At 61.6% G+C, this 21,009-nt stretch carries 23 protein-coding genes; 7 read left to right on the forward strand and 16 right to left on the reverse strand.

The annotated features are described in order from the left end of the window. Positions 1-32: 32 nt before the first annotated feature. The 3 genes from ASC97_RS17860 to ASC97_RS17870 all read left to right on the forward strand — a co-directional run bounded on the left by ASC97_RS17860 (position 33) and on the right by ASC97_RS17870 (position 1,768). Entirely contained in the window at positions 33-686 is a 654-nt protein-coding gene (locus ASC97_RS17860) for a hypothetical protein (protein WP_057469702.1), read from the forward strand. A 63-nt stretch (positions 687-749) separates the two neighbouring features. After that, positions 750-1,292, forward strand: coding sequence for a hypoxanthine phosphoribosyltransferase (gene hpt / locus ASC97_RS17865; RefSeq protein WP_057469703.1), 543 nt, complete (start codon positions 750-752; stop codon positions 1,290-1,292). A 116-nt stretch (positions 1,293-1,408) separates the two neighbouring features. Then, positions 1,409-1,768 (forward strand): response regulator, encoded by a 360-nt coding sequence (locus ASC97_RS17870; RefSeq protein WP_007528024.1) that lies wholly within the window; start codon positions 1,409-1,411, stop codon positions 1,766-1,768. Positions 1,769-1,811: 43 nt separating this feature from the next. On the opposite strand, the gene ASC97_RS17875 is transcribed toward ASC97_RS17870, so the two are convergent. The 5 genes from ASC97_RS17875 to argH form a co-directional block, all read right to left on the reverse strand. After that, positions 1,812-2,255 carry a hypothetical protein gene (locus ASC97_RS17875; protein ID WP_057469772.1) on the reverse strand — a complete coding sequence of 148 codons (444 nt, stop codon included), beginning with the start codon at positions 2,253-2,255 and terminating at the stop codon, positions 1,812-1,814. Between the two features lie 214 nt (positions 2,256-2,469). After that, the gene (locus ASC97_RS17880) at positions 2,470-5,061 is read right to left on the reverse strand and encodes a TIGR02302 family protein (protein ID WP_443216754.1); all 2,592 of its coding nucleotides are present in this window, start codon (positions 5,059-5,061) and stop codon (positions 2,470-2,472) included. Positions 5,062-5,287: 226 nt separating this feature from the next. Further along, the gene (gene lysA, locus ASC97_RS17885; RefSeq protein WP_057469705.1) at positions 5,288-6,556 is read right to left on the reverse strand and encodes a diaminopimelate decarboxylase; all 1,269 of its coding nucleotides are present in this window, start codon (positions 6,554-6,556) and stop codon (positions 5,288-5,290) included. A gap of 12 nt (positions 6,557-6,568) precedes the next feature. Further along, the gene (gene lptM / locus ASC97_RS17890; RefSeq protein ID WP_057469706.1) at positions 6,569-6,763 is read right to left on the reverse strand and encodes an LPS translocon maturation chaperone LptM; all 195 of its coding nucleotides are present in this window, start codon (positions 6,761-6,763) and stop codon (positions 6,569-6,571) included. A 133-nt stretch (positions 6,764-6,896) separates the two neighbouring features. After that, the gene (gene argH / locus ASC97_RS17895) at positions 6,897-8,300 is read right to left on the reverse strand and encodes an argininosuccinate lyase (protein ID WP_057469707.1); all 1,404 of its coding nucleotides are present in this window, start codon (positions 8,298-8,300) and stop codon (positions 6,897-6,899) included. Between the two features lie 40 nt (positions 8,301-8,340). Here argH and tlpA point away from each other — a divergent pair, with 40 nt between their 5' ends. Then, entirely contained in the window at positions 8,341-9,000 is a 660-nt protein-coding gene (tlpA, locus tag ASC97_RS17900; RefSeq protein ID WP_057469708.1) for a thiol:disulfide interchange protein TlpA, read from the forward strand. Positions 9,001-9,137: 137 nt separating this feature from the next. Here tlpA and ASC97_RS17905 read toward each other — a convergent pair whose 3' ends face one another. The 7 genes from ASC97_RS17905 to ASC97_RS17935 all read right to left on the reverse strand — a co-directional run bounded on the left by ASC97_RS17905 (position 9,138) and on the right by ASC97_RS17935 (position 14,531). Beyond that, positions 9,138-10,019, reverse strand: a complete 882-nt coding sequence (locus ASC97_RS17905; RefSeq protein WP_057469709.1) for a 3-hydroxybutyryl-CoA dehydrogenase — start codon at positions 10,017-10,019, stop codon at positions 9,138-9,140. 149 nt (positions 10,020-10,168) lie between these two features. Beyond that, a complete protein-coding gene (locus tag ASC97_RS17910; RefSeq protein WP_057469710.1) occupies positions 10,169-11,098 on the reverse strand; it encodes an electron transfer flavoprotein subunit alpha/FixB family protein in 930 nt (309 codons plus the stop codon). Positions 11,099-11,121: 23 nt separating this feature from the next. Further along, positions 11,122-11,871, reverse strand: coding sequence for an electron transfer flavoprotein subunit beta/FixA family protein (locus ASC97_RS17915; RefSeq protein ID WP_057469711.1), 750 nt, complete (start codon positions 11,869-11,871; stop codon positions 11,122-11,124). A 172-nt stretch (positions 11,872-12,043) separates the two neighbouring features. Then, on the reverse strand, positions 12,044-12,832 hold the full coding sequence (locus tag ASC97_RS17920; protein ID WP_057469712.1) for a rhomboid family intramembrane serine protease: 789 nt from the start codon (positions 12,830-12,832) through the stop codon (positions 12,044-12,046). A gap of 41 nt (positions 12,833-12,873) precedes the next feature. After that, positions 12,874-13,452: a cob(I)yrinic acid a,c-diamide adenosyltransferase gene (locus tag ASC97_RS17925; protein ID WP_057469713.1), complete on the reverse strand. Its 579-nt coding sequence runs from the start codon at positions 13,450-13,452 to the stop codon at positions 12,874-12,876. A gap of 24 nt (positions 13,453-13,476) precedes the next feature. After that, complete coding sequence (locus tag ASC97_RS17930) at positions 13,477-13,680, reverse strand: twin transmembrane helix small protein (protein WP_037059312.1); 204 nt, start codon at positions 13,678-13,680, stop codon at positions 13,477-13,479. Between the two features lie 17 nt (positions 13,681-13,697). Next, on the reverse strand, positions 13,698-14,531 hold the full coding sequence (locus ASC97_RS17935) for an SDR family oxidoreductase (RefSeq protein WP_057469714.1): 834 nt from the start codon (positions 14,529-14,531) through the stop codon (positions 13,698-13,700). A 77-nt stretch (positions 14,532-14,608) separates the two neighbouring features. Between ASC97_RS17935 and ASC97_RS17940 the strand changes: the two genes are divergently transcribed. After that, positions 14,609-15,523, forward strand: coding sequence for a YihY/virulence factor BrkB family protein (locus ASC97_RS17940; RefSeq protein WP_057469715.1), 915 nt, complete (start codon positions 14,609-14,611; stop codon positions 15,521-15,523). Here the strand turns inward: ASC97_RS17940 and gluQRS are convergent. Then, positions 15,488-16,366 carry a tRNA glutamyl-Q(34) synthetase GluQRS gene (gluQRS, locus tag ASC97_RS17945; protein WP_057469716.1) on the reverse strand — a complete coding sequence of 293 codons (879 nt, stop codon included), beginning with the start codon at positions 16,364-16,366 and terminating at the stop codon, positions 15,488-15,490. The genes ASC97_RS17940 and gluQRS overlap by 36 nt on opposite strands. Between gluQRS and ASC97_RS17950 the strand changes: the two genes are divergently transcribed. Then, positions 16,365-17,051 (forward strand): DNA-3-methyladenine glycosylase family protein, encoded by a 687-nt coding sequence (locus ASC97_RS17950; RefSeq protein ID WP_057469717.1) that lies wholly within the window; start codon positions 16,365-16,367, stop codon positions 17,049-17,051. The two genes, gluQRS and ASC97_RS17950, sit on opposite strands and share 2 nt — an antisense overlap. Before the next feature lie 111 nt (positions 17,052-17,162). Next, positions 17,163-17,720, forward strand: coding sequence for an HNH endonuclease (locus ASC97_RS17955; protein ID WP_037059323.1), 558 nt, complete (start codon positions 17,163-17,165; stop codon positions 17,718-17,720). A 23-nt stretch (positions 17,721-17,743) separates the two neighbouring features. On the opposite strand, the gene ASC97_RS17960 is transcribed toward ASC97_RS17955, so the two are convergent. The 3 genes from ASC97_RS17960 to ASC97_RS17970 form a co-directional block, all read right to left on the reverse strand. Then, a complete protein-coding gene (locus tag ASC97_RS17960) occupies positions 17,744-18,256 on the reverse strand; it encodes a disulfide bond formation protein B (protein WP_057469718.1) in 513 nt (170 codons plus the stop codon). 22 nt (positions 18,257-18,278) lie between these two features. After that, the gene (locus tag ASC97_RS17965; RefSeq protein ID WP_057469719.1) at positions 18,279-18,875 is read right to left on the reverse strand and encodes a YqaA family protein; all 597 of its coding nucleotides are present in this window, start codon (positions 18,873-18,875) and stop codon (positions 18,279-18,281) included. Between the two features lie 128 nt (positions 18,876-19,003). After that, positions 19,004-20,737, reverse strand: coding sequence for a cation:proton antiporter domain-containing protein (locus ASC97_RS17970; protein ID WP_057469720.1), 1,734 nt, complete (start codon positions 20,735-20,737; stop codon positions 19,004-19,006). Positions 20,738-21,009 lie beyond the last annotated feature (272 nt).

Here is a 21,009-nt window from a genome sequence, read left to right on the forward strand (position 1 = left end):
GAAGCCATGCGGACACCGGAAAGGCCGTCATCATGACCTCCTCCTCGTTCAGACGCCAGGCAGCCGGCCGGGCCTACGACTTTCTTCCGCCCGAGCCCGTCAAACGGGATGCTCGCCAGGGCCACGCCGCCGATATTGCGGACGCCGAATTCGTGGTGATCGGCAGCGGTCGCGCCCCTGAACCCCGCGCGGGCAGTTTCAACGACAATCGCAGGTGCAATTCGGCAACGGCGCCAAGGCAGCCCCCTTCCTTCAGACCAGCCTCGTCGCTTGCGCGCTACGGCGAAGCCCGGCTGCAGCAGGCTTCCGCCAAGGGTTTTGCAGCGTTCGTGTTTGCAGTCTGCGTGCTGGTATTCGGGCTCTCGGGCGGCTTCTCCGGCCTTGCCCGCCCCAGCACGGTGGATCACAGTTCGCCGCTTCATTTCACGCATGTCACGGCCACACCACGGGATGCCAATGGCATGCGCGTGCTGCTGATCAACGGCATCATCGACAATATGAGCGGAACGACGCAGCTCGTCCGCCCCATTCGCGCGGATCTCTTTGTCGATGAACAGTTGACCGCGAGCATCGTCATCGACCCCTCCGTGGATGCGATTTACGGCGGCCAAAGCCGAGGTTTTTCGACCAGAGTGCAGTATGCCGGTGGAAAAATGCCGGAAGTCCGGCTTTCCTTCCTGCCCTGAGGGGTGTTTCGCGGCGCCGTTTGTGGTAACGGCTGGTGCTTGTTTTCCATGGAGCAAGCGTTAATGCCCGTCGTGCGCGGAAAAAACATCGAGCCCCTCTTCACTGCCGAGCAGATTGCCGAGCGCAATCACGCCATTGCCAAGCAGATCGCGCAGGGGCCCACCAAGGATCTCCTTGTCATCGCGATCCTCAAGGGGTCCTTCATTTTCGCGGCCGACCTGATCCGCGCCCTGCACGACAGCGGTCTTGCCCCTGAAGTCGAGTTCATCACTCTCTCGAGCTACGGGACGGGCACGGTTTCGCAGGGTGTTCGCATCGTCAAGGACATCGACAGCGATGTGCTAGATCGCGATGTCCTGCTGATCGACGATATTCTGGAGTCCGGTCGTACGCTGCTGTTTGCGAAGGAACTGCTTTACGAGCGCGGTGCCCGACATGTCACCATTGCCGTGCTGCTCGACAAGAGCGTCAAGCGCAAGGAAAAGCTCGAAGCAGACTATGTCGGTTTCGAATGCCCTGACTATTTCGTCGTCGGCTACGGCATGGACGTCGCCTATGCCTTCCGCGAATTGCCCTTCGTCGGCGTCGTCACCGGCGACGCCTAGTAGCGCCGGACAGACGGGTTGTTAACCATCCCGTCCATCGCTTGCCGCCGTTTACCGATCGCAAAGGAAAGTCGTGTGATTTCCGTGTCAGGGCATGAAACGGAGCAATGCACACCATGGCAAAAATTCTGATTACGGAAGACGAGGATTCCCTGCGCTCTTTCGTAGCCCGCGCTTTGCGTCTTGACGGTCATGAGACCGAAGAAGCAGCAGACGGTGCGGAAGGATTGGAGAAGCTGAGAGACGGCGCCTACGACCTTCTGCTTTCCGATATCCGTATGCCTGTCATGGACGGCATCGAACTCGCGCACCAGGCGAAATCCGCCTTTCCGGCGCTGAAAATTCTGTTGATGACCGGCTACGCCGAGCAGCGTGAGCGCGCCGACGATCTGGCGGAAAAAATCGTCGACGTCGTTTCCAAACCCTTTGCTTTGCCTGACATCCGCAAGGCGGTGGCACGGGCCCTGGCCGCATAAGAGGTGAGGAGCCTGTCGAGGTCGGCAGACAGGTCCGCTCCGGCTAGTTGGGGATGAATTTCCCCTCGTAGCGCACCCGGAAGTTTCGCCGCTGGAAGTCCTGCTGAAAACAAACGAAGATCAACTCGATATCGGGCGCCTCGCCGCGCTTGTGGAGCAGGCTGAGGGTGATCACAATGACGCCGGCATAGCCGCGCGTGAGTTTGAACGCTGCGTTGCGGATCACATTCGCTTCGGCGTCCTGCCGGTCGTCGCGCCGTTCATAGATGATCCAGAAGCGGCAAATGTCCCAGGTCGAGCGCAGGATTTCGGTGACTTCCGCCTGGAATTGTTCGGCATGCATGTCGGGCGCCCAGGAGAGCGTCTGCTCGCCCTCGTCGGCCACGACATTCAGGTAACCGTCGTAGTCGCCGGTGCTCGACAGCGCGTTCTCGATCATCTCGAACGCTGTATTTTCACCGATTACCGTCTTAAAAAGAATTGCCATCGAATCGCTATCGTTAGTCGCCTGCTCCGGCGACATTACGAAGCTTCGGGCATGCAGGAATAGTGTCTTCCTGTGGAATTTTAGAAGATGCTATCGCCTCTACCGTTGGAGGCATAGCACGGGCGAAACCTATCATCCAGAGCCCGGGCACTTGCTATGCGCGTGCTTGCCGCCATGTGACAGTTGCGCGCGGCGAAGAGGGCATTCCGCTGCACTACTGGACATCGAGCAGGCGTTCCAGGTAGCGCCGCTCCATCTCCTGCGGCGGATTGTTGCCGAGTTTTTCGCGGATTGCGTCCAGGATCTCGCGGGCGCGCTGGACGTCAATCTCGTCAGGCACCTTCACTTGATCGCCAAAGTCCGGTCCGTCCGCACGGCGAGGGCGACCGAGCGGGTCGCGGCCGTTCTGGTTGCCTTGTCCGACCTGGCCTTGCGGTCCCTGCCCCTGCCCCTGCTGCGCCTGCATCATCTGGCTCATCATGTCGCGCGCACCCTGACGAAGCGCTTCCAGGGCGCGTCCCTGGCCCTGGATTGCCGGTTCGCCGCGGCCTTGGCCGAGTTCGCGACCGGCGCCGTCCATTTCGCGCTGTGCCTGGCCGAAGCCAGGTCCCGGCTTCATGCCCATATCGCCGAGGCCCTTCTGCAGCTCTCCCAGCTGCTTGCCGAGTTCGTCCTGCCGCGAACGCAACTGCTTCAGCGCTTCGCGCAACTGATCCGCCGTCAGCTGGTCGGACGGCGATTGGCCGGGCGAATTCTGCTGGTCTTGCTGGCCCTGCTGCTGATCCTGCGGCATGCCGTCGTCATCCATCGGCATGTCGTCCAGCAGCGGATCGTTCATCCCCATATTGGGGTCGCCGCGCTGCATGCGGTCCTTGAGCTGTTGATCCAGCTTGAAGGTCTCTTCCATCAATTTCTGCTGGTCGCGCAGGATCTGGCCCAACTTGTCCATCTGCTGACGCATCTGGCTGTTGTCCTTGCCTTGCTGCTGCCCCTGCGGTCTGCCCGCCTGAAGGTTGTTCATCATCCTCTGCAATTCGGACAACATCTGCTGCGCCGCATCGCGATTGCCGGAGCGCGCCAAATTCTCGATCTGGTCCATCATCCGCTCCAGGTCCTGCTGGCGAAGGACATTCTGGGCGTTCTGGTTGGGCTGCATCGGCGCATTCTGCAGGCGCTGGGCGAGTTCCTTCATGTAGTCCTGCATCGCCTTGCGCAGTTCGTCCATGAGCTTCTTGATTTCGGCGTCGGGCGCGTTGCGTTGCAGGGCGTCGGCCAGGTTCTGCTGGGCATTGCGCAGGGTGCGTTCGGCCTGGGAAAGATCCCCGTCCTCCATCCCGACCGCGATATCCCAGAGGTAGTCCGCGGTGTCCTTCAGGGCCTCCTCGCCCCTCGCGAGCTTCATCCGCGTCAGCGCGGATTGCAGCAGCAGGTAGTTGGTCAACTTCGGGATCGTCTCTTCCGGACGGATCGTCAACGCTTCGTTGAGGGCAATTGCCTCAGGCATCCTGCGCGTATCGAGCGCGAAAACCTGACGTTCCTCGGCGACGGCAGCCGCAAGCGGCTCGCTGAACGGACGGCTCGGCAGTGTCATTTCATGCGGCGGGCTGCGGCCCGTCTGGCCGGCTGCATCCTTGGCGACGAGGGTGATGCGAACCCGTTTGCCGGCGAGCGGGTGTTCGGTCAGGTTCTTGCTGGTCAGTCCCTTGGCGTCGCGCGCGTTGCGGCGTGGAACGTCGAGCCGATACTCCGGAAGCGGGTAGAGGGGCGTCGCCGCAGGATCGGTTTCGAGTGGGACGATCTCTGCATGGGCGTCCTGTACGCCGTAGTCGTCCTTGATCGTAAAGCCGATCTCCAGTGCGCCGTTGACGGTAGGCTTCGGCAGTCCGTTGAATGCGATCTCAGGCGCCTTATCGGGAATGACATCGAAGGTCCAGGTTCGGCCGTTTACCAGCAGCGCACCATTTTCTTCAAGCTTCATGAGGTGGGTACTGGCGGATGGGGGAGCGGGGGCGCCCGGCTGTGGTGCGGTTGGTGCAGGCTGCGTCTTGGGATCCTCCGCCGCGGCGATCTCCAGCGTCCGTCCGTCTTCCTTCTTGAAGATGACCTTTTCGTCGGCTTTGCCCCCGCTGACACGAACCGTGAGGTTGGACATCTGCGGAATTCGGATCGCCGCCTGTTCGGTGCCGGTCGCTGTCAAATAGACCGGCGCGCGGCCGGTATAGGGCGGCGGCGTCACCCAGGCATCGATGCGAACCGCTGGATCGCCAGCCTGCGGCTCCGGCCGCGACTGCAGGGCGTCGGCAATCGAACCGCCATTGGTCGACAGCGAATAGCCGAATGCAATCACCACCAGCAAGGCGGGAACGGCGCGCAGCGCCCAACGGTCATGCGCTGCGATGTCGGGTTGAGGAAATCCCGCATCGAGCGTGGCAATCTTTTCCGCCATGCGCGTCTGGTGTTCCCGCCAGAGAGCCCGCGCGAACGGCGTGTCGAACGCCGGCTCGTCCTCCTGCACGGTGACCGGCTGATGCGGCAGGCCGTTGCGATCTTCCAGAAGACGATCGGCTGCGCCCGAAGCGGGCCAGTGCAGCTTTCGGAACGGATAAAGAGTGGCCAGAAACGCAACGCCGAAGAGGATCAGAAGCGTTACGCGGATCCAATCGGGTACCAAGCGGAAGATACCGAACCAGGACGTTGCGAGGTATAGCGCGACCAGCGACAGGATGGGTAGTAGCAGGGGGAGCAACTGCTCGGACAGTAGGACGATGCGCGCAAGAAAACGCTTCGCCGCAACCAGCCGCGCCAAGGGCGGCCTCAGGGCAAACGCACCGTTCTTCTCCCTGCTGGAGCTCTTCTTCAATCCGGTCTCCGCGATCTGGCATTTACGGGGCAGAGGGCGCTTCCGGCGATTGCTGGGCAATTCGCTCTCGGGAAAAGATAACATTCTTTGTGGCGAAGGCGAGGGCAACCCGGCCGCGATGCCGGTTTTTCGCGCCTATTCGCCAAAAAGTGATGTCGAACCGGAGCGGCTTTCAGTCCAGCCAAGCGGGAACAGAATCGAGAGCGATCAGCTCCTCATAGGTGCCCCGGGGACGAATCACGTGGAAATCGCTACCCCTCACCAGCACTTCAGGGATCAGAAGACGGCTATTGTAGGTGCCGGCCTGCACTGCCCCGTAGGCGCCGGCGGAGCTGACGGCAAAAAGGTCGCCGGACTTCGGCATTGCCATTTCGCGGTCGAGCGCGAGGTAGTCGCCTGTCTCGCACACCGGGCCGACGATATCGGCCTTGATACGCGGCGCGTTGGCCGCAGAGATCACGACGGGGCGGATCTCATGATAGGCTTCGTAAAGCGTGGGACGAATGAGATCGTTCATGGCGCCATCGACGATGACGAAGGTCTTCTCGCCGCCATCCTTCACGTAGAGCACTTCGGTTACCAGGATGCCGGCATTGCCGACGATCAGCCGGCCGGGCTCCATGACGATCTTGCAGTTCAGCTCGCGGAGCTGGTTCTTGACGATGACGGCGTAGGCATCGGGCAACGGCGGCGGGTTGTTGTCTTCCCTGTAGGGGATGCCGAGCCCGCCGCCAATGTCGACGTGGTGGATGTCGTGACCGTCGGCGCGAAGCGTGCTGACAAGCTCGCGCAGCAGTTTGAAGGCGTCATCGAAAGGCTGCAGCTCGGTGATCTGGCTGCCGATATGCATGTCGATGCCGGTCACTTCGATCGCAGGCAGGGTCGCTGCGCGGGCATAGACGGCACGGGCGCGTTCCCAGGAAATACCGAACTTGTTTTCCTTCTTGCCGGTCGAGATCTTCGCATGCGTCCTGGCATCGACGTCAGGATTGATGCGGAAGGATACGGGCGCCTTCTTGCCAGCCTTCATGGCGCGCTGATTGAGAATTTCGAGCTCGGGCTCGGATTCGACGTTGAAGCAATAGATGCCGGCTTCCAACGCAAAATCCATCTCTCGCGGCGTCTTGCCGACGCCGGAGAACATGATCCGGCTTGCCGGAATACCGGCTGCGAGCGCACGGCGCAACTCGCCCTCGGACACGACGTCGATCCCGGCGCCAAGCTTGCCGAGCGTCTTCAGTACAGCCTGGTTGGAGTTTGCCTTCATGGCGTAGCAGACCATGGAGTCGACATCGCTGAATGCGTCGGAAAATACCCGGTAGTGTCGTTCGAGCGTCGCCGTCGAATAGCAATAGAAAGGTGTGCCGACAGCCTTGGCGATGTCAGGAACGGCAACGTTCTCGGCGTAGAGAATGCCGTCGCGATACTCGAAATGGTTCACTGGCGTGGCCTGCTAAAGAAGTGGATCGAGGAGGAAGGGCCGGTCTGCCGTGCCGGGCTGTTTCGTCGGCTTGGACGAGTCGCCGCCCTTGGTTGCCTGCACGCTCGGCGGATCGAGGTCGCCTTTGCGTCCACATCCGGCAACGGCAAGGCCGATCACGGCGAAAACAACCGTCAGGCGGATGATCTGCGGCAAGCTGGTCTGCATGGGATTCCTCTTGAAGCGGCAGTGGTGGACATCTTCATAGCGAAGTTTATCCAGCTTGTGCACCCTGATTGTTGGGCTCAGTTGCCGGTGCGCATTCCGAACCGCGACCCGGCTCCATTTTGCCCCGAGTGCTTCAGTTGCGGGCGCGCCAGAAGGCGATCTGCTTGCGCACCTCGGACGGCGCCGTGCCACCGAAGCTGTTGCGGCTTGCGACCGAAGCCTCGACGGTCAGCACGCCGTAGACCTTGTCCGTGATTGCCGCGTCGATCGCCTGAAGATCGGCAAGCGGCAGCTCCGCGAGGTCGCAACCCTTGCTTTCGGCAAGGGCGACTGCGCGGCCGGTCACATGGTGTGCGTCGCGGAAGGGCAGGCCGGCTTCGCGGACCAGCCAGTCGGCAAGGTCGGTCGCGGTCGAATAGCCGGAGCCGGCAGCGGCTTTCATCCGGGCGGTGTTGATCGTCAGGTCACGGACCATGCCTGTCATGGCCGATACAGCCAGTTCGAGGCTCTCGGCCGCGTCGAAGACCTGTTCCTTGTCTTCCTGCATATCCTTGGAGTAGGCGAGCGGGAGGCCCTTCATGATCGTCAGCAGGGCAATCAGCGAACCGTTGATGCGGCCGGTCTTGGCGCGGACGAGTTCGGCAGCATCGGGATTCTTCTTCTGGGGCATGATGGACGAGCCGGTGGAGAAGGCATCGGACAGCCGCACGAAGCCGAACTGCGGCGTCGACCAGATGACGATTTCTTCTGCAAGGCGCGACAGATGCATGGCGCAGATCGCCGCGATCGACAGGAACTCGATGGCGAAATCGCGGTCGGACACGGTATCGATCGAGTTGCGGGTCGGCTCGCGGAACCCGAGCGCCCTCGCGGTCATGTGGCGGTCGATCGGATAGCCGGTTCCGGCAAGGGCCGCTGCACCGATCGGGCTCTCGTCGAGATGTTCGATGGCATGGCGAACGCGCGCGCGGTCGCGGCCGAACATTTCGACATAAGCCATGCAATGGTGGCCGAAGGTGACCGGCTGTGCCGTTTGCAGGTGCGTGAAGCCGGGCATGACCGTTTCTGCATGTTCTTCGGCACGGTCGAGGAAGGCGGCGATGAGATTGGTCAGCAACTGCTCGGTCTTCTGCAGCTCTTCCTTGACCCACAGGCGGAAGTCGAGCGCGACCTGGTCGTTGCGGGAACGAGCCGTGTGCAGGCGGCCCGCAGTCGGGCCGATCAGCGTCGCAAGGCGTGCTTCGACATTCATGTGAATGTCCTCGAGCTTGCGCGAGAATTCAAAATTGCCGCTCTCGATCTCTGACAAGATCGTGTTTAGCCCGTGAACGATCTTGTCCTTATCCTCTGCCGAAATGATGGCTTGGTGGGCAAGCATGGTGGCGTGGGCGATCGAACCGCGGATGTCCTGCGCAAACAGCTTCTTGTCGAAACCGATCGAGGCATTTATCTCCTCCATGATCGCATCGGGACCGGACGCGAAACGACCGCCCCACATCTGGTTGGAAGATTTGGTGTCCGTGGTGCTTTCGGCCATGAAGCTGCTACCTTGAAGAACGCATGTCGCGGAGAATGAAATGACGACGAGAACGCCTTTGCGCCTGCCATCCCTCAAGCTCATCGGGATTGCGGCCGCCGCAGGCATCGTTGCCGGTGCGGCAGCGGTTTACATTAAGGAAGCCGGGTCTGGCAATGCCGGGGCGGCGGCATCGGCCGAATGTGCGGCGACGAAGGATGTTGCCACGAGAATTACACCGCTGCTGAAGGGACAGGTTGCCGCGATGGTTGCCGCGAGCGAGCCGCGCAGATTGTCGACCGTGTCTTTCAAGGATGCCGGCGGCAAGCCGATGACGCTCGACGACTTCGCCGGCAAGACGGTGCTTTTCAATCTCTGGGCGACGTGGTGCGTACCGTGCCGCGAAGAGATGCCGGCGCTGAACGCGCTCGAGAAAGAGATGGGCGGCGAGCGTTTTCAGGTCGTCCCCGTCAATATCGACACGGGCGACGACGAAAAGCCGAAGACGTTTCTTTCGGAAACGGGAGTCGACGCATTGATGCTCTATCGCGACAACACGATCGAGGTGTTCAATAGCCTGAAGAAGGAAGGCCTGGCCTTCGGCCTCCCGGTTACTCTGCTGATCGACGGCAAAGGCTGCCTGATCTCGGCGATGAACGGCCCCGCCGCGTGGGACAGCGAAGAGGCCAAGGCGCTGATCAAGGGCGCTATCGGGTCATGATTTAGGGGCTGAGGTGTTGCTTGGGAGGCCTCGACGGTCGCTTTCCCCTCATCGCCTCGCTCCGCTCCGGCACTTCTCCCCAACAGGCAGGCGGATGAGGGGCTGCCTGCTCCACCGCCTACTCGTCCCCAAAAAACTCACCGCGTCGGAACGGGTACTTCGCCGCGATAGTCGTAGAATCCTCGGCCCGACTTGCGGCCGAGCCAGCCGGCTTCGACGTATTTCACCAGAAGCGGGCAGGGGCGGTACTTGGAATCGGCCAGCCCGTCATGCAGCACCTGCATGATCGACAAGCAGGTGTCGAGGCCGATAAAATCGGCCAGTTGCAGGGGGCCCATCGGGTGGTTGGCGCCGAGTTTCATGGCTGTGTCGATCGCGTCGACCGTACCGACGCCTTCGTAGAGCGTGTAGATCGCCTCGTTGATCATCGGCAGCAGGATGCGATTGACGATGAAGGCCGGGAAGTCTTCGGCGACCGTCACGGTCTTATCCAGCGAGGCGACGAATTCGCGGGCAGCCGAAAAGGTCTTCTCTTCCGTCGCTATGCCGCGCACCAGTTCGACGAGCTTCATAACCGGCACGGGGTTCATGAAATGAATGCCCATGAAGCGCTCGGGGCGGTCCGTCGCCGATGCCAGGCGGGTGATGGAAAGAGACGAGGTGTTGGTTGCCAGGATGGCTTCCGGCTTGAGGACCGGACAGACAAGGTTGTAAATCTTGCGCTTGACGCTTTCGTCCTCGGTTGCCGCTTCGATGACGAGATCCGAGGCGGCCAGATCGTTGACGTCGGAGGAGCCGGAAATCAGCGCGAGTGTGGCGGAACGCTCTTCCTCGGTCATCTTGCCGCTGGTGACATGGCGGGCGAGGTTGCCGTTGATGGTGGCGAGGCCGTGTTCGATGCGATCCTGAGAGAGATCGTAGATTTGAATCTTGTAACCCGCACCCGCCGAAACCTGCGCGATGCCGCAACCCATCTGGCCCGCACCGATAATGCCAATCGTCTTCAACACCGCACTCATCTCCAATCCCCCACTCGGCACCCGCCCCCGCGTCTGCCGCATTCTTCTCACGAAACTGCCGGGCAAAGGATTGCCCGGCAGCAGTAGTAGACCTTAAAAGGATAATTTTCCAGTCTCTCGCAAGTGCGAAATGACGCGTCCTTGCGGAATCACAACGCCTTTTCGAGCTCCGGCAGTGCCTCGAACAGATCGGCGACGAGGCCGTAGTCGGCGACCTGGAAGATCGGGGCTTCCTCGTCCTTGTTGATGGCGACGATGACCTTCGAGTCCTTCATGCCGGCGAGGTGCTGGATGGCGCCCGAGATGCCGCAGGCGATGTAGAGATCGGGGGCCACGACCTTGCCGGTCTGGCCGACCTGCCAGTCGTTCGGCGCGTAGCCGGCATCGACGGCGGCACGGCTTGCGCCGACGGCGGCGCCGAGCTTGTCGGCAACAGGGAGGATGACCTCCTTGAACTTCTCGGCAGAGCCGAGCGCACGACCGCCCGAGATGATGACCTTTGCCGATGTCAGTTCCGGACGGTCGGAAGCCGACAGCGCGTCCTTGACGAAGGTCGAAACAGCAGGATCGGCGGCGGCCGAGATTGCTTCGATCGATGCGGATCCGCCTTCGGATACAGCGGCGAAGGATGCCGTGCGCACGGTGATGACCTTCTTGGCATCGGTCGACTGCACCGTCTGAATGGCGTTGCCGGCATAGATCGGACGCTTGAAGGTGTCAGCCGAGACGACCTCGATTATCTCGGAGACCTGGGCGACGTCGAGCAGGGCGGCAACGCGCGGCAGGACATTCTTGCCTGTCGAGGTGGCGGCCGAGATGATCGTGTCATAGTTGCCTGCCAGCGAAACGATCAGGGCGGCCAGCGGTTCGGCGAGATTGTTGGCAAGGCTTGCATCCTCGGCGACAAGCACCTTGGAGACGCCGGAGAGCCTGGCGGCCTGTTCGGCGGCAACCTTGGCGCCGGCCCCGGCGACGAGGACGTGAACATCGCCGCCTATCTTCGCAGCCGCCGCCAGCGTCTTGGCGGTCTGGTCGGAAAGGTGGTTGCTGTCGTGATCAGCCAGAAGAAGAATGGCCATGATATATCTTCCTTTCTCGAACCCTAGAGGACGCCGGCTTCGGTCTTGAGCTTTTCGACGAGCTCGGCAACCGACTTGACCTTGACGCCAGCCTTGCGGCCGGATGGCTCCTCGGTCTTCAGGACTTTCAGGCGCGGGCTTGTGTCAACGCCGAAATCGGCCGGGCTCTTCTTGTCGAGCGGCTTCTTCTTTGCCTTCATGATGTTCGGCAGCGAGGCGTAGCGCGGCTCGTTGAGGCGCAGGTCGGTGGTGACGACAGCCGGAAGCCTGATCTCGATCGTCTGCAGGCCGCCATCGACTTCGCGGGTCACCTGGGCCTTGCCGTCACCGATCTCGATCTTCGAGGCGAAGGTGGCCTGGGCGACCCCCATCAGGGCCGCGAGCATCTGGCCGGTCTGGTTCGAGTCGTCGTCGATCGCCTGCTTGCCGGTGATGACCAGGCCCGGCGCTTCCGCGTCGACGATCCCTTTCAGGATCTTGGCGACCGCCAGCGGCTCGACCTGATCGTCGGTCTCGACAAGAATTGCCCGGTCGGCGCCCATGGCAAGTGCCGTGCGCAGCGTCTCTTCGGCCTTGGCCGGTCCGATCGAGACGACGATCACTTCCTCGGCCTTGCCGGCTTCCTTCAGCCGCAACGCCTCCTCGACGGAAATCTCGTCGAACGGGTTCATCGACATCTTGACGTTCGCGAGCTCGACGCCTGTGCCATCCGGCTTCACACGGATCTTCACGTTGTAATCAACCACCCGCTTGACGGGGACGAGAATTTTCATGGGGTCCTTCCTTCAACTCTTTCGCCAGGAAAATGCGCGCTTCGGCGGCGCTCCGATTGTCGAATGGCGACATGGATACGCGTTTTTCCTCCAAACACAACGCTTCCATGCCGCAGACAGGCAAATTGCGCCTGCCAATATACGACGTTTACGTTCACGTCAATAATCCAGATTATCGCCTGTCCCATGGGAGGCGCGGGCGTGGCTGTTGGCCGGGTATCGCCACCAACACAGGGGCAGTTCCGGGACGGTCCCTGACCGCTCTCGGCGTCACCACTTCGCGGTCCAACAGCGGCACGCCGCGGCGGCGCATGATAACCACCAGCAAGCCGCCGGCGACGATGCCGCCGACATGCGCGCCCCAGGAAACGCCGCCGTCCGGATCGAGGGCGAGCATGACGAACTGCTGACCGATCCAGAGCACCAGCGGCACGAAGGCCGGCAACGGTAGCGGCACGCGCATGAACACCAGGACCCAGATCCTCACCCGCGGATGCAGCACCAGATAGGCGGCGACGACACCGGAAATCGCGCCGGATGCGCCGATGAGGGGTGCTTCCGACGTCGTTCCCACGAGGCCGTGGCAAAGTGCGCCTGCAATCGCGCACAGGAGATAGAAGACCAGGAAGCGAACATGCCCCATCGCATCTTCGACATTGTCGCCGAAAACCCAGAGGAACAGCATGTTCGAAGCGAGGTGCCAGAAGCCCGAATGAACGAAGGCATAGGTGATGTAGGTCAGCGGCTCCGGCACGAGTTCGAGCGACGGCGGGAGCACGGCATAGTCAAAGGCAACCGCCGGAATGTAGCCCAGACCGACGAACGTCGCCTTCGACACCTGTTCGCTGGCAACTAGCCCGGTAAACAGCCAGACCACGATGTTGGCTGCAATCAACCCCAGGGTCACCCACTGGAGCTTGATGTGCTTCAGCGTATTGGCATCGTGCAGCGGTATGAACATGCAGGCCTGTCCCCGGGGTTCCTGTTAATCGGAGGGTGAGCCTATCTGTTTTTTCCCGGAACCCAAAGCACATCCGCAAGGCCGCGATCATTGGCATGACGTGCGGCGACGAAGAGGAAATCCGACAGCCGGTTGACATATTTCAACGCCGCCTCGCTGACGATTTCGCCCTTGCCGCGGGCGAGCGTCACCATCAGCCGCTCGGCACGGCGGGTGACGGTTCTGGCGAGATGCAGGTGGGCTGCCGCCGAATGGCCGCCGGGCAGAACGAATGATTTCAGCGGCTGCAGATCCGCGTTGAGCTGGTCGATATCGCTTTCGATCCGAGCCACCTGCGTTTCTACAATGCGCAGCGGCTCATGCGCGGGTGTTTCACCGGTATCCGGGGTCGCGAGATCGGCACCAAGGTCGAAGAGGTCGTTCTGGATCAGCATCAGCATGGCGTCGAGGACCGGCATGCCCTGCATATGCAGGCGAGCGATGCCGATTGCGGAGTTGGCCTCGTCAATGGTGCCGTAGGCTTCAACTCGCAGGTCGTCCTTCAACCGGCGTGGACCGGAGACAAGCGCGGTCGTGCCGTCATCACCCGTCTTGGTATAGATCTTGTTAAGCTTGACCATGCCACATCCTCCCACGTCTCGATATCAGGTCGGGCGACCGCCACCGGTCAGCCAGAGAGTCAGCATGATCAGAAACACCGCGATCGCCTGCAGGAGCACGCGCAGCTGCATCAGCTTGTTGGACGTGTTGGCGTCGCCTCCCTTCAGCATGTTGAAGAGGCCGCGGATCAGCACGATGGCAACGAGGCCCATGACGATGATCGCGAGAACGTAGGTGACCGTAGACATTTCGTTGGCTTTCCTGGTCAGTCCATCCAGCGCATCAGACGGTAGAAGAGATCGGCGGGAAGCAGTCTCTTCAGTACCAGACCCTGCTTTGCCGGGGTGGTTACGGGGTAATGTGGTCTCGGGCGATCCGAGTTCAATGCATGTTTCAGGACGGAATAAACGGCGTCCGGGCCGAGCTTATGTCGGCTGGGCTGCCCCGATCCGTCAAGGCGCGCGAGCTGCCGGCGGTAATCGGTCGCATGCACCGAGTTCCTGATATCGATGTTTTCGTTCATCTTCGCGAGGGCATTGGCGGTGAAACGCGAGGTGATCGGCCCCGGTTCAATCAGGCTCACGTGAATGCCGCTGCCCTGGAGCTCCATGCGCAGGGTAACGCTGAGACCCTCCAGCGCGAATTTCGAAGCCGTGTAGGCGCCGCGGTAGCGATAGGGCACTACGCCGAGGATCGACGAGCACTGGACGATTCGACCCTGGCCGCGCTTGCGCATCAGCGGGACGATTTGCCGCGTCAGGTCATGCCAGCCGAAAACGTTCGTTTCGAACTGCTCACGCAAGACATCGGTCTTCAGGTCCTCCACCGCGCCCGGCTGACCGTAGGCACCATTGTTGAACAGCGCATCGATGCGGCCGCCGCTTGCCGCGGTGACCTCCCGTACGAAGTCGGCGATCGAATCGGCATTCGCGTAATCCATGCGAAACGCCTCGATGCCGTCTGCTGCCAGGGACGCAAGATCTTCCCGCTTGCGAACGGTCGCGAACACACGCCAACCATCCGCTTTCAGGGCGCGGGCACAAAAAGCACCGATGCCGGACGAGCATCCGGTAACGATGATTGTACGCTGATCCGACATGGAATGATTCCTGTACAAAGTGGGACTCGTTTCCCATATTCGGACGGGCGACACAATGAGGAATGCCGGGAGCTGGAATGCCGAAGATTTTTCGCATCTTCTATGATGTGGCCTATGACGCGATCTGGCACTTCATCGAAGATGACGGTTTCGCCATGGCAAGCCATGTTGCCTTGTCGAGCCTGCTCGCAGTCTTCCCTTTCCTGATCTTCGGGACGGCGCTTGCCAATTTTCTGGGTGCGGACCAGTTTTCCTCAACGGCAGTTCACCTTGTCTTCGATACTTGGCCGGAGGCGATCGCCAAGCCGCTGGCCGACCAGGTCCTGCAGGTTCTGACCGTCCCGCGGGGCGGCCTGCTGACGATTTCCGTGCTGGCCGCAGCCTACTTCGCCTCGAACGGCGTGGAGGCGTTGCGAATCTCGCTCAACCGCGCCTATCGCGTCCAGGAGACGCGTCCCTGGTATTTCACCAGACTTGCCAGCCTCGGCTACGTGCTGATTGCGGTCGTGATATTCGCGGCCATCAGCATTCTGTTGGTGGCGGTGCCGTTGGCGCTCGATTATGCCCGCCGATGGTTTCCGTTGTTTGCCGATACGCTCGATGTGGTCTTCGACTGGCGTATCTACGGCACGCTGTTCGTTCTGACGGTTGGCCTTTTCGTTGCACATCTCTGGTTGCCTGCCGGACGCCGAAGGATTCTCGATGTCGTGCCGGGCGTGCTGCTGACGCTGATCTGCTGGTTTGTCGGGGCCCTGATCTTTGCCTACTACCTTGCGACATTCGCCAATTACACGGCGACCTATGCCGGTCTTGCCTCGGTGATGATCGCCCTGATTTTTCTCTACATGATCGGGGTGATCTTCATCATCGGCGCGGAGATAAATGCGGCGCTGATGAAGTTCCGCGTTCGCGCGATCTTCAATCACAATTTCCTGAGCGGCCAGGGCTCGAAGGCGTCAAAGCCCGACAAGATGGCGGATGTCGGCCACTGACTGGCCCTTGTCGCGCAGTTCCGCAAGACCTGTGTCACGCTCGCTCTTGGAGAGCTTGCGGCCGTCGCTGCCGACGATCAGGCGGTGATGATGATATGTCGGTGCCGGCAGATCGAGGAGAGCCTGCAGCAGCCGGTGTACCGAAGTTGCGTGGAAGAGGTCGAGCCCGCGCACGACATGCGTAACTGCCTGGAGCGCATCATCGACGACGACGGAGAGGTGGTAGCTCGACGGCGCATCGGATCGCGACAGGACCACATCCCCCCATGCGCTGGGATCGGCGGCGATTTCGCCTTTCTCTCCGTCGCCCGTTTCCGTCCAGGACAGTTTGCCAACGAGCGCCAGCGTCTTTTCCATGTCGAGCCGCCAGGCGTGCTTCCGCCCGGAGGTCAGCAGGCGCTGCCGGTTGGCCTCGGAACGATCGCGGTCGTCCGGCGGATAGAGCGGCGAACCGTCGGGGTCGCGCGGCCATCGTGCGCCTGTGTCTTGCGAGGCTAAAACGCGCGCCTTGACTTCGCCGCGGGTCAGAAAAGAGGGGTAGGCAAGCCCGCGAGCGACAAGTCGGTCCAATGCGGCCTGGTAATCTGCGAAATGTTCGGACTGCCGCCTAGCCGGCATCTCCCAGCCGATGCCGAGCCAATTGAGATCGGCATAGATGCCGGCCTCGAATTCGGGTGTACAACGGGCCAGATCGATGTCTTCGATGCGTAGCAGCAAGCGTCCGCCGGCCGCGTTCGCCATGTCGCGGTTGACGAAGGCCGAGAAGGCGTGACCGAGGTGCAGGGGCCCGTTGGGGCTGGGCGCAAAACGGAAGACGGGCTTTTGACGGAGATTCTCGATCATGCTGTCTTCTGCCACGGATTCGAAACGATCGCGAGGAAGCGTGGAAATCATTCGCAGTGACGAGGATGTCAGACAAGGGCTGGAGCGGCTGCTTCGCCTCGATCCCCGGCTTGTCTCGATCGCCGCAGAGGCGGGTTCCCTGCCGCTGCGGCTGCGCGAGCCCGGCTTCGAAGGGCTGGCGCATATCATCGTTTCGCAGATGGTGTCGCGCGCCAGCGCCGAGGCGATCTGGCGTCGGATGCTGCCGGCCGAAGGGATACTGACGGCGGAAAACTACGCCCTGTTCCATCCCGAGGCCTGGCGGGAGTTCGGTCTGTCGCGCGCCAAGGCCGAGACCCTGTCGCGCATCGCAGAGGCAGTCGTGTCCGGCGGCCTTGATTTGGCAGGGCTCTCCGGCAAGCCGCAGGCCGAGGCGCTGGCCGAATTGACGGCGCTGAAGGGCGTCGGCCCGTGGACTGCACAGGTGTATCTTATGTTCTGCGGCGGTCACGTCGACGTTTTTCCCTCCGGCGACGTGGCGCTTCAGAACGCCGTGGCTGCGGCATTCGGTCTCTCGGAGCGACCCGATCCAAAAAAACTTGCAGTGCTGGCAGAGGCGTGGTCGCCGTGGAGATCCGTCGCGGCCCGGCTGTTCTGGGCTTATTATGCCGTAAAGCTCGGGCGCGGCCTGCTGCCCGTGGCCTGAAGTGCCGCACTTATAAAAGCCATGGTGTTGCTTGAATTTATTGGACTTCACAATGCCGTCACAACCGGCCTAATATAAGGATGCAGATGCCGAATCGATCAGGAGAGTCCCTTGACGATTGCAGTCTCCCCCCAGGCCCTGCCAGCGCTCGTCCTGAACGCTGACTACAGGCCACTGAGTTATTATCCCTTGTCGCTCTGGTCCTGGCAGGACGCGATCAAGGCGGTCTTTCTTGACCGTGTGAATATCATAGCAGAGTACGAACACTCGGTATCTTCCCCGAGCTTTTCCATGCGGCTTCCAAGTGTCGTGTGCCTGAAGACCTACGTTCAGCCATCCCGCAATCCGGCCTTTACGCGGTTCAACGTGTTCCTGCGGGACAGGTTCGAGTGCCAGTATTGCGGCGAGCATGACGATCTGACCTTCGACCATGTGATCCCGCGCGCCCATGGCGGCGAGACGACCTGGCAGAATGTCGTGGCTGCTTGTTCCCCCTGCAATCTCAGAAAGGGCAGCAAGCTGCCGAAGCAGGCCGGCATGTTCCCGCATCAGAAGCCCTATCAGCCGACGGTGCAGGATCTGCACAACAACGGCCGGCTTTTCCCGCCAAACTATCTGCACGACAGCTGGCTCGACTATCTCTATTGGGATAGCGAACTGCAGCCCTGATCAGTTTTCGATCAGCGTGAGGCTCAAGCCGATCTGCGCACGCCGATGAAGGCCAAGGCTGCCAGAAGGATGCTTGCGATGACGTTCCAGCCGGCGAAGGAAAGCCCCAGAACGCGCAGCGCCGCGTCCGTGCAGGATGGGCCCTTGATCGTATTGAGTTCCGTGAGCAAATCGCCCGCGTTCTGAGACATGCTGCTGGCGGTGGTCGAGCAGGTAGCAGGACCTGCCCAGAAGTGCCATTCGACACCCGTGTGGTAGATGCCCATGCCCGCGCCGACGACCATCAGCATGCCGCCGGCAAGCAGGAATGTGCGGCCGATCCAGTTCGGCAGACCGATGGCCGACGCGAGAGCGCCGATGATGACGATCGGGATGCCGTAATAGTAGGGCTGGCGCTGCATCAGGCAGAGCGCGCAGGGAATGTAACCGCCGATATATTGGAAACCGAGCGCGGTGCCGACGACGATCGCCATGCCTGTCGCAAGCAGGATCGAATAGAGGAAGGCCGGGCGGCGGAGGGAGAACGAGGCGGTCATGCAGGAGCTCCGGGCGTATGGCTCAGTGGGCTAATAGTTTGTAGGCGATGCCGAGGGCGATCAGGACGGCGGCGCCAATGCCGGCAATCTGGCCGAGGCGCTTCTCGATGAAATCGCGGATCGGCTCGCCATAGCGGCGAAGCAGCCAGGCGAGAAACAGGAAGCGGGCGCCGCGGGCGACGATCGCCGACACAACGAAGAAGCCGAGGTTCATGTGAATGACGCCGGCGAGAATCGTCACCACCTTGATCGGCGGCAGGTGTGCCAGCCCCGAGGTCACCAGGAGCAAAAGTAGGATTTCCCACTCGTCGTGAATGTAGACCCTCAGCTGTTCGAATGCGTCGAGCTTGCCGTAGAATTCGAGAACGGGGCGGGCGACCGCATCATAGGCGTAGTAGCCGAGCATCCAGCCGGCGATGCCGCCGAGAACCGAGGCTACAGTCGCTACCAGTGCATATCGGTAGGCACGCTCGGGCTTTGCGAGTGCCATCGGCAAGAAGAGAACGTCGGCCGGAACCAAAAAGATGGAGCTCTCGACGAAGGCGATAACGGCAAGCCAGACTTCCGCCGATTTGCGGGCGGCAAGCGACATGGTCCAGTCGTACAGTCTGCGAAGCATTCCGATCCTTTCGCGTTGGGTGCATGAGCTTTATGGGGCGCGCATCCGCCTGTAAATGCTTGCTGTGTCGTTCATGCGGCGGTGCGGCGAAAAATTCTTCGTGATCGGCGGACCGGTTCCGGGGAAAATCAGGACGCGACGTGCGTCTGGCGCATGACGTTCATCTCGGTTCGCTCGCGGGCCATTTCGCTGACCGCCTGGCGCAGGGTTGGGTGCTTGGCGGTGAACATGTTGAAGTCGCGTCGTTCCAGAACGAAGAACTGGCAAAAGTCGACCGCAACGACGTCGGCCGTGCGGCGGCCGCCGCTCAAAAGCGCCATCTCTCCGAAGAATGCACCCGGCTCCAGCCGGATCGGTTCTCCGGGGAGCTGCACTTCGACCGCACCCGACGAGAGAAAATACATGCCGTCACCGCGGTCGCCCTTCCTCATCACGCGCTCGCCGGGCAGGGCGGATTTCGGACGGAAGAGGAGAAGCAATTCCTCCTGTGAGTCCTCGTCGACCTTGGCGAATAACGGAAAGGTTTCGATCAGCTCCTGGATTTCCAATTGATGCTGACGCTGCCGTTCCTCATTCAGCCCACGGATCTTTTCGAGCTCGCGGCCGAGCGCTTCGTGCCGGTGATGACCGAAGCGGGCGTAGAGGGCGGGCCATCGCTGATGCGCATGCGTATCCAACACTTGCGCGCCGACGCAAACAAGCGGGTTCAAGGTGATCGATATGATGGCGGCGGCCAGGATGACATCCTGCCCCTCGCGTGGCAGCAAGCCGAGCGAAACGCCGAGGCTTGCGAGGATAAAGGAAAACTCGCCGATCTGCGCAAGGCCGCCCGCCACCGTAAGGCCCATGCCGATGGGATAACGCAGCAGCGCGACGACGGCGAAGGAGACGATCGCCTTGCCCACGATGATCAGCGCGAGCGCGGCAAGAACGGCCATCGGCTCGCGCACGAGAATCGAGGGATCGAACAGCATGCCGACCGAAACGAAGAAGAGTACCGAAAAGGCATTCTGCAATGGCAGGGAATCGGCCGCGGCCCGGTGGCTGAGATTGGATTCGCTCATGACGACGCCCGCGAAGAAGGCGCCAAGCGCAAAGGAGACACCGAAAATCTGCGCCGAGCCGAACGCAATGCCGAGCGCGATCGCCAGAACGGTCAGCGTGAAGAGCTCGCGCGATCCAGTCCGTGCGACGCGGGTCAGGAGCCAGGGCACGACTTTCGGCCCCAGGAAGATCGCCATGACGGCAAATGCGCCGACCTTCAGCAGCGTGAGCGCGATGGTCAAGAGCAGCGGCAGACCTGCGCCATGGGTTGTACTTGCGGCCGCGTGGCCGCCGAGCAGTTCGGCAAAGGCAGGCAGAAGCACAAGCGCGAGGACCATCGCCAGATCCTCGACGATCAGCCAGCCCACGGCGACGCGTCCGCTTGCCGAGTCGACGAGGTTGTGCTCCTCGAGTGCCTTGAGGAGCACAACGGTGCTGGCCACGGAAAGGCTGAGGCCGAAGACGATGCCGGCGCCCAGCCCCCAGCCCCACCATTCCGCCAGGCCGATGCCGAGGAGTGTTACGACCAGGATCTGGACGATTGCGCCAGGCACGGCAACGCCGCGTACGGCAAGCAGGTCGGCGGCTGAGAAATGCAGGCCGACGCCGAACATCAACAGGATGACGCCCATCTCCGCCAGCTGGCCGGCAAGGCCTGCATCGGCAATAAAGCCGGGCGTGATCGGACCCATGGCGATGCCGGCCACAAGATATCCGACCAACGGCGGGAGCCGCAACCGATCGGCGATGTAGCCGAGCAACGCCGCGCAGACAAAGCTGACGGCTACGGTGGCGATAAGCGATACTTCCTGATGCACGTGGCACTTTCCCTCTTGGCGGCGACACTTTGACCGAAGTGTGAGGGAAATTAAACAGTTGATTTGGAAAAGGAACGCATGTGCTTTGCTGCCGGAGACCTCTCAACTGCCGCCTGCGGGGACGCCGAAGGGCGCAAAAGCATCACGAAATCGTTATGCCATTTGCTTCCGGCAGACTGCATTCCGCTTCCGGCACATTGCTTTGTGACGGGTTCGGGCGCATGGTCTGTCCTTCAGTAGCCACTTTTACGGGCGCTGCTGGTTGAGGGTCA

The sequence above is a fragment of the Rhizobium sp. Root1203 genome (assembly GCF_001424945.1).
GTDB lineage: Bacteria > Pseudomonadota > Alphaproteobacteria > Rhizobiales > Rhizobiaceae > Rhizobium.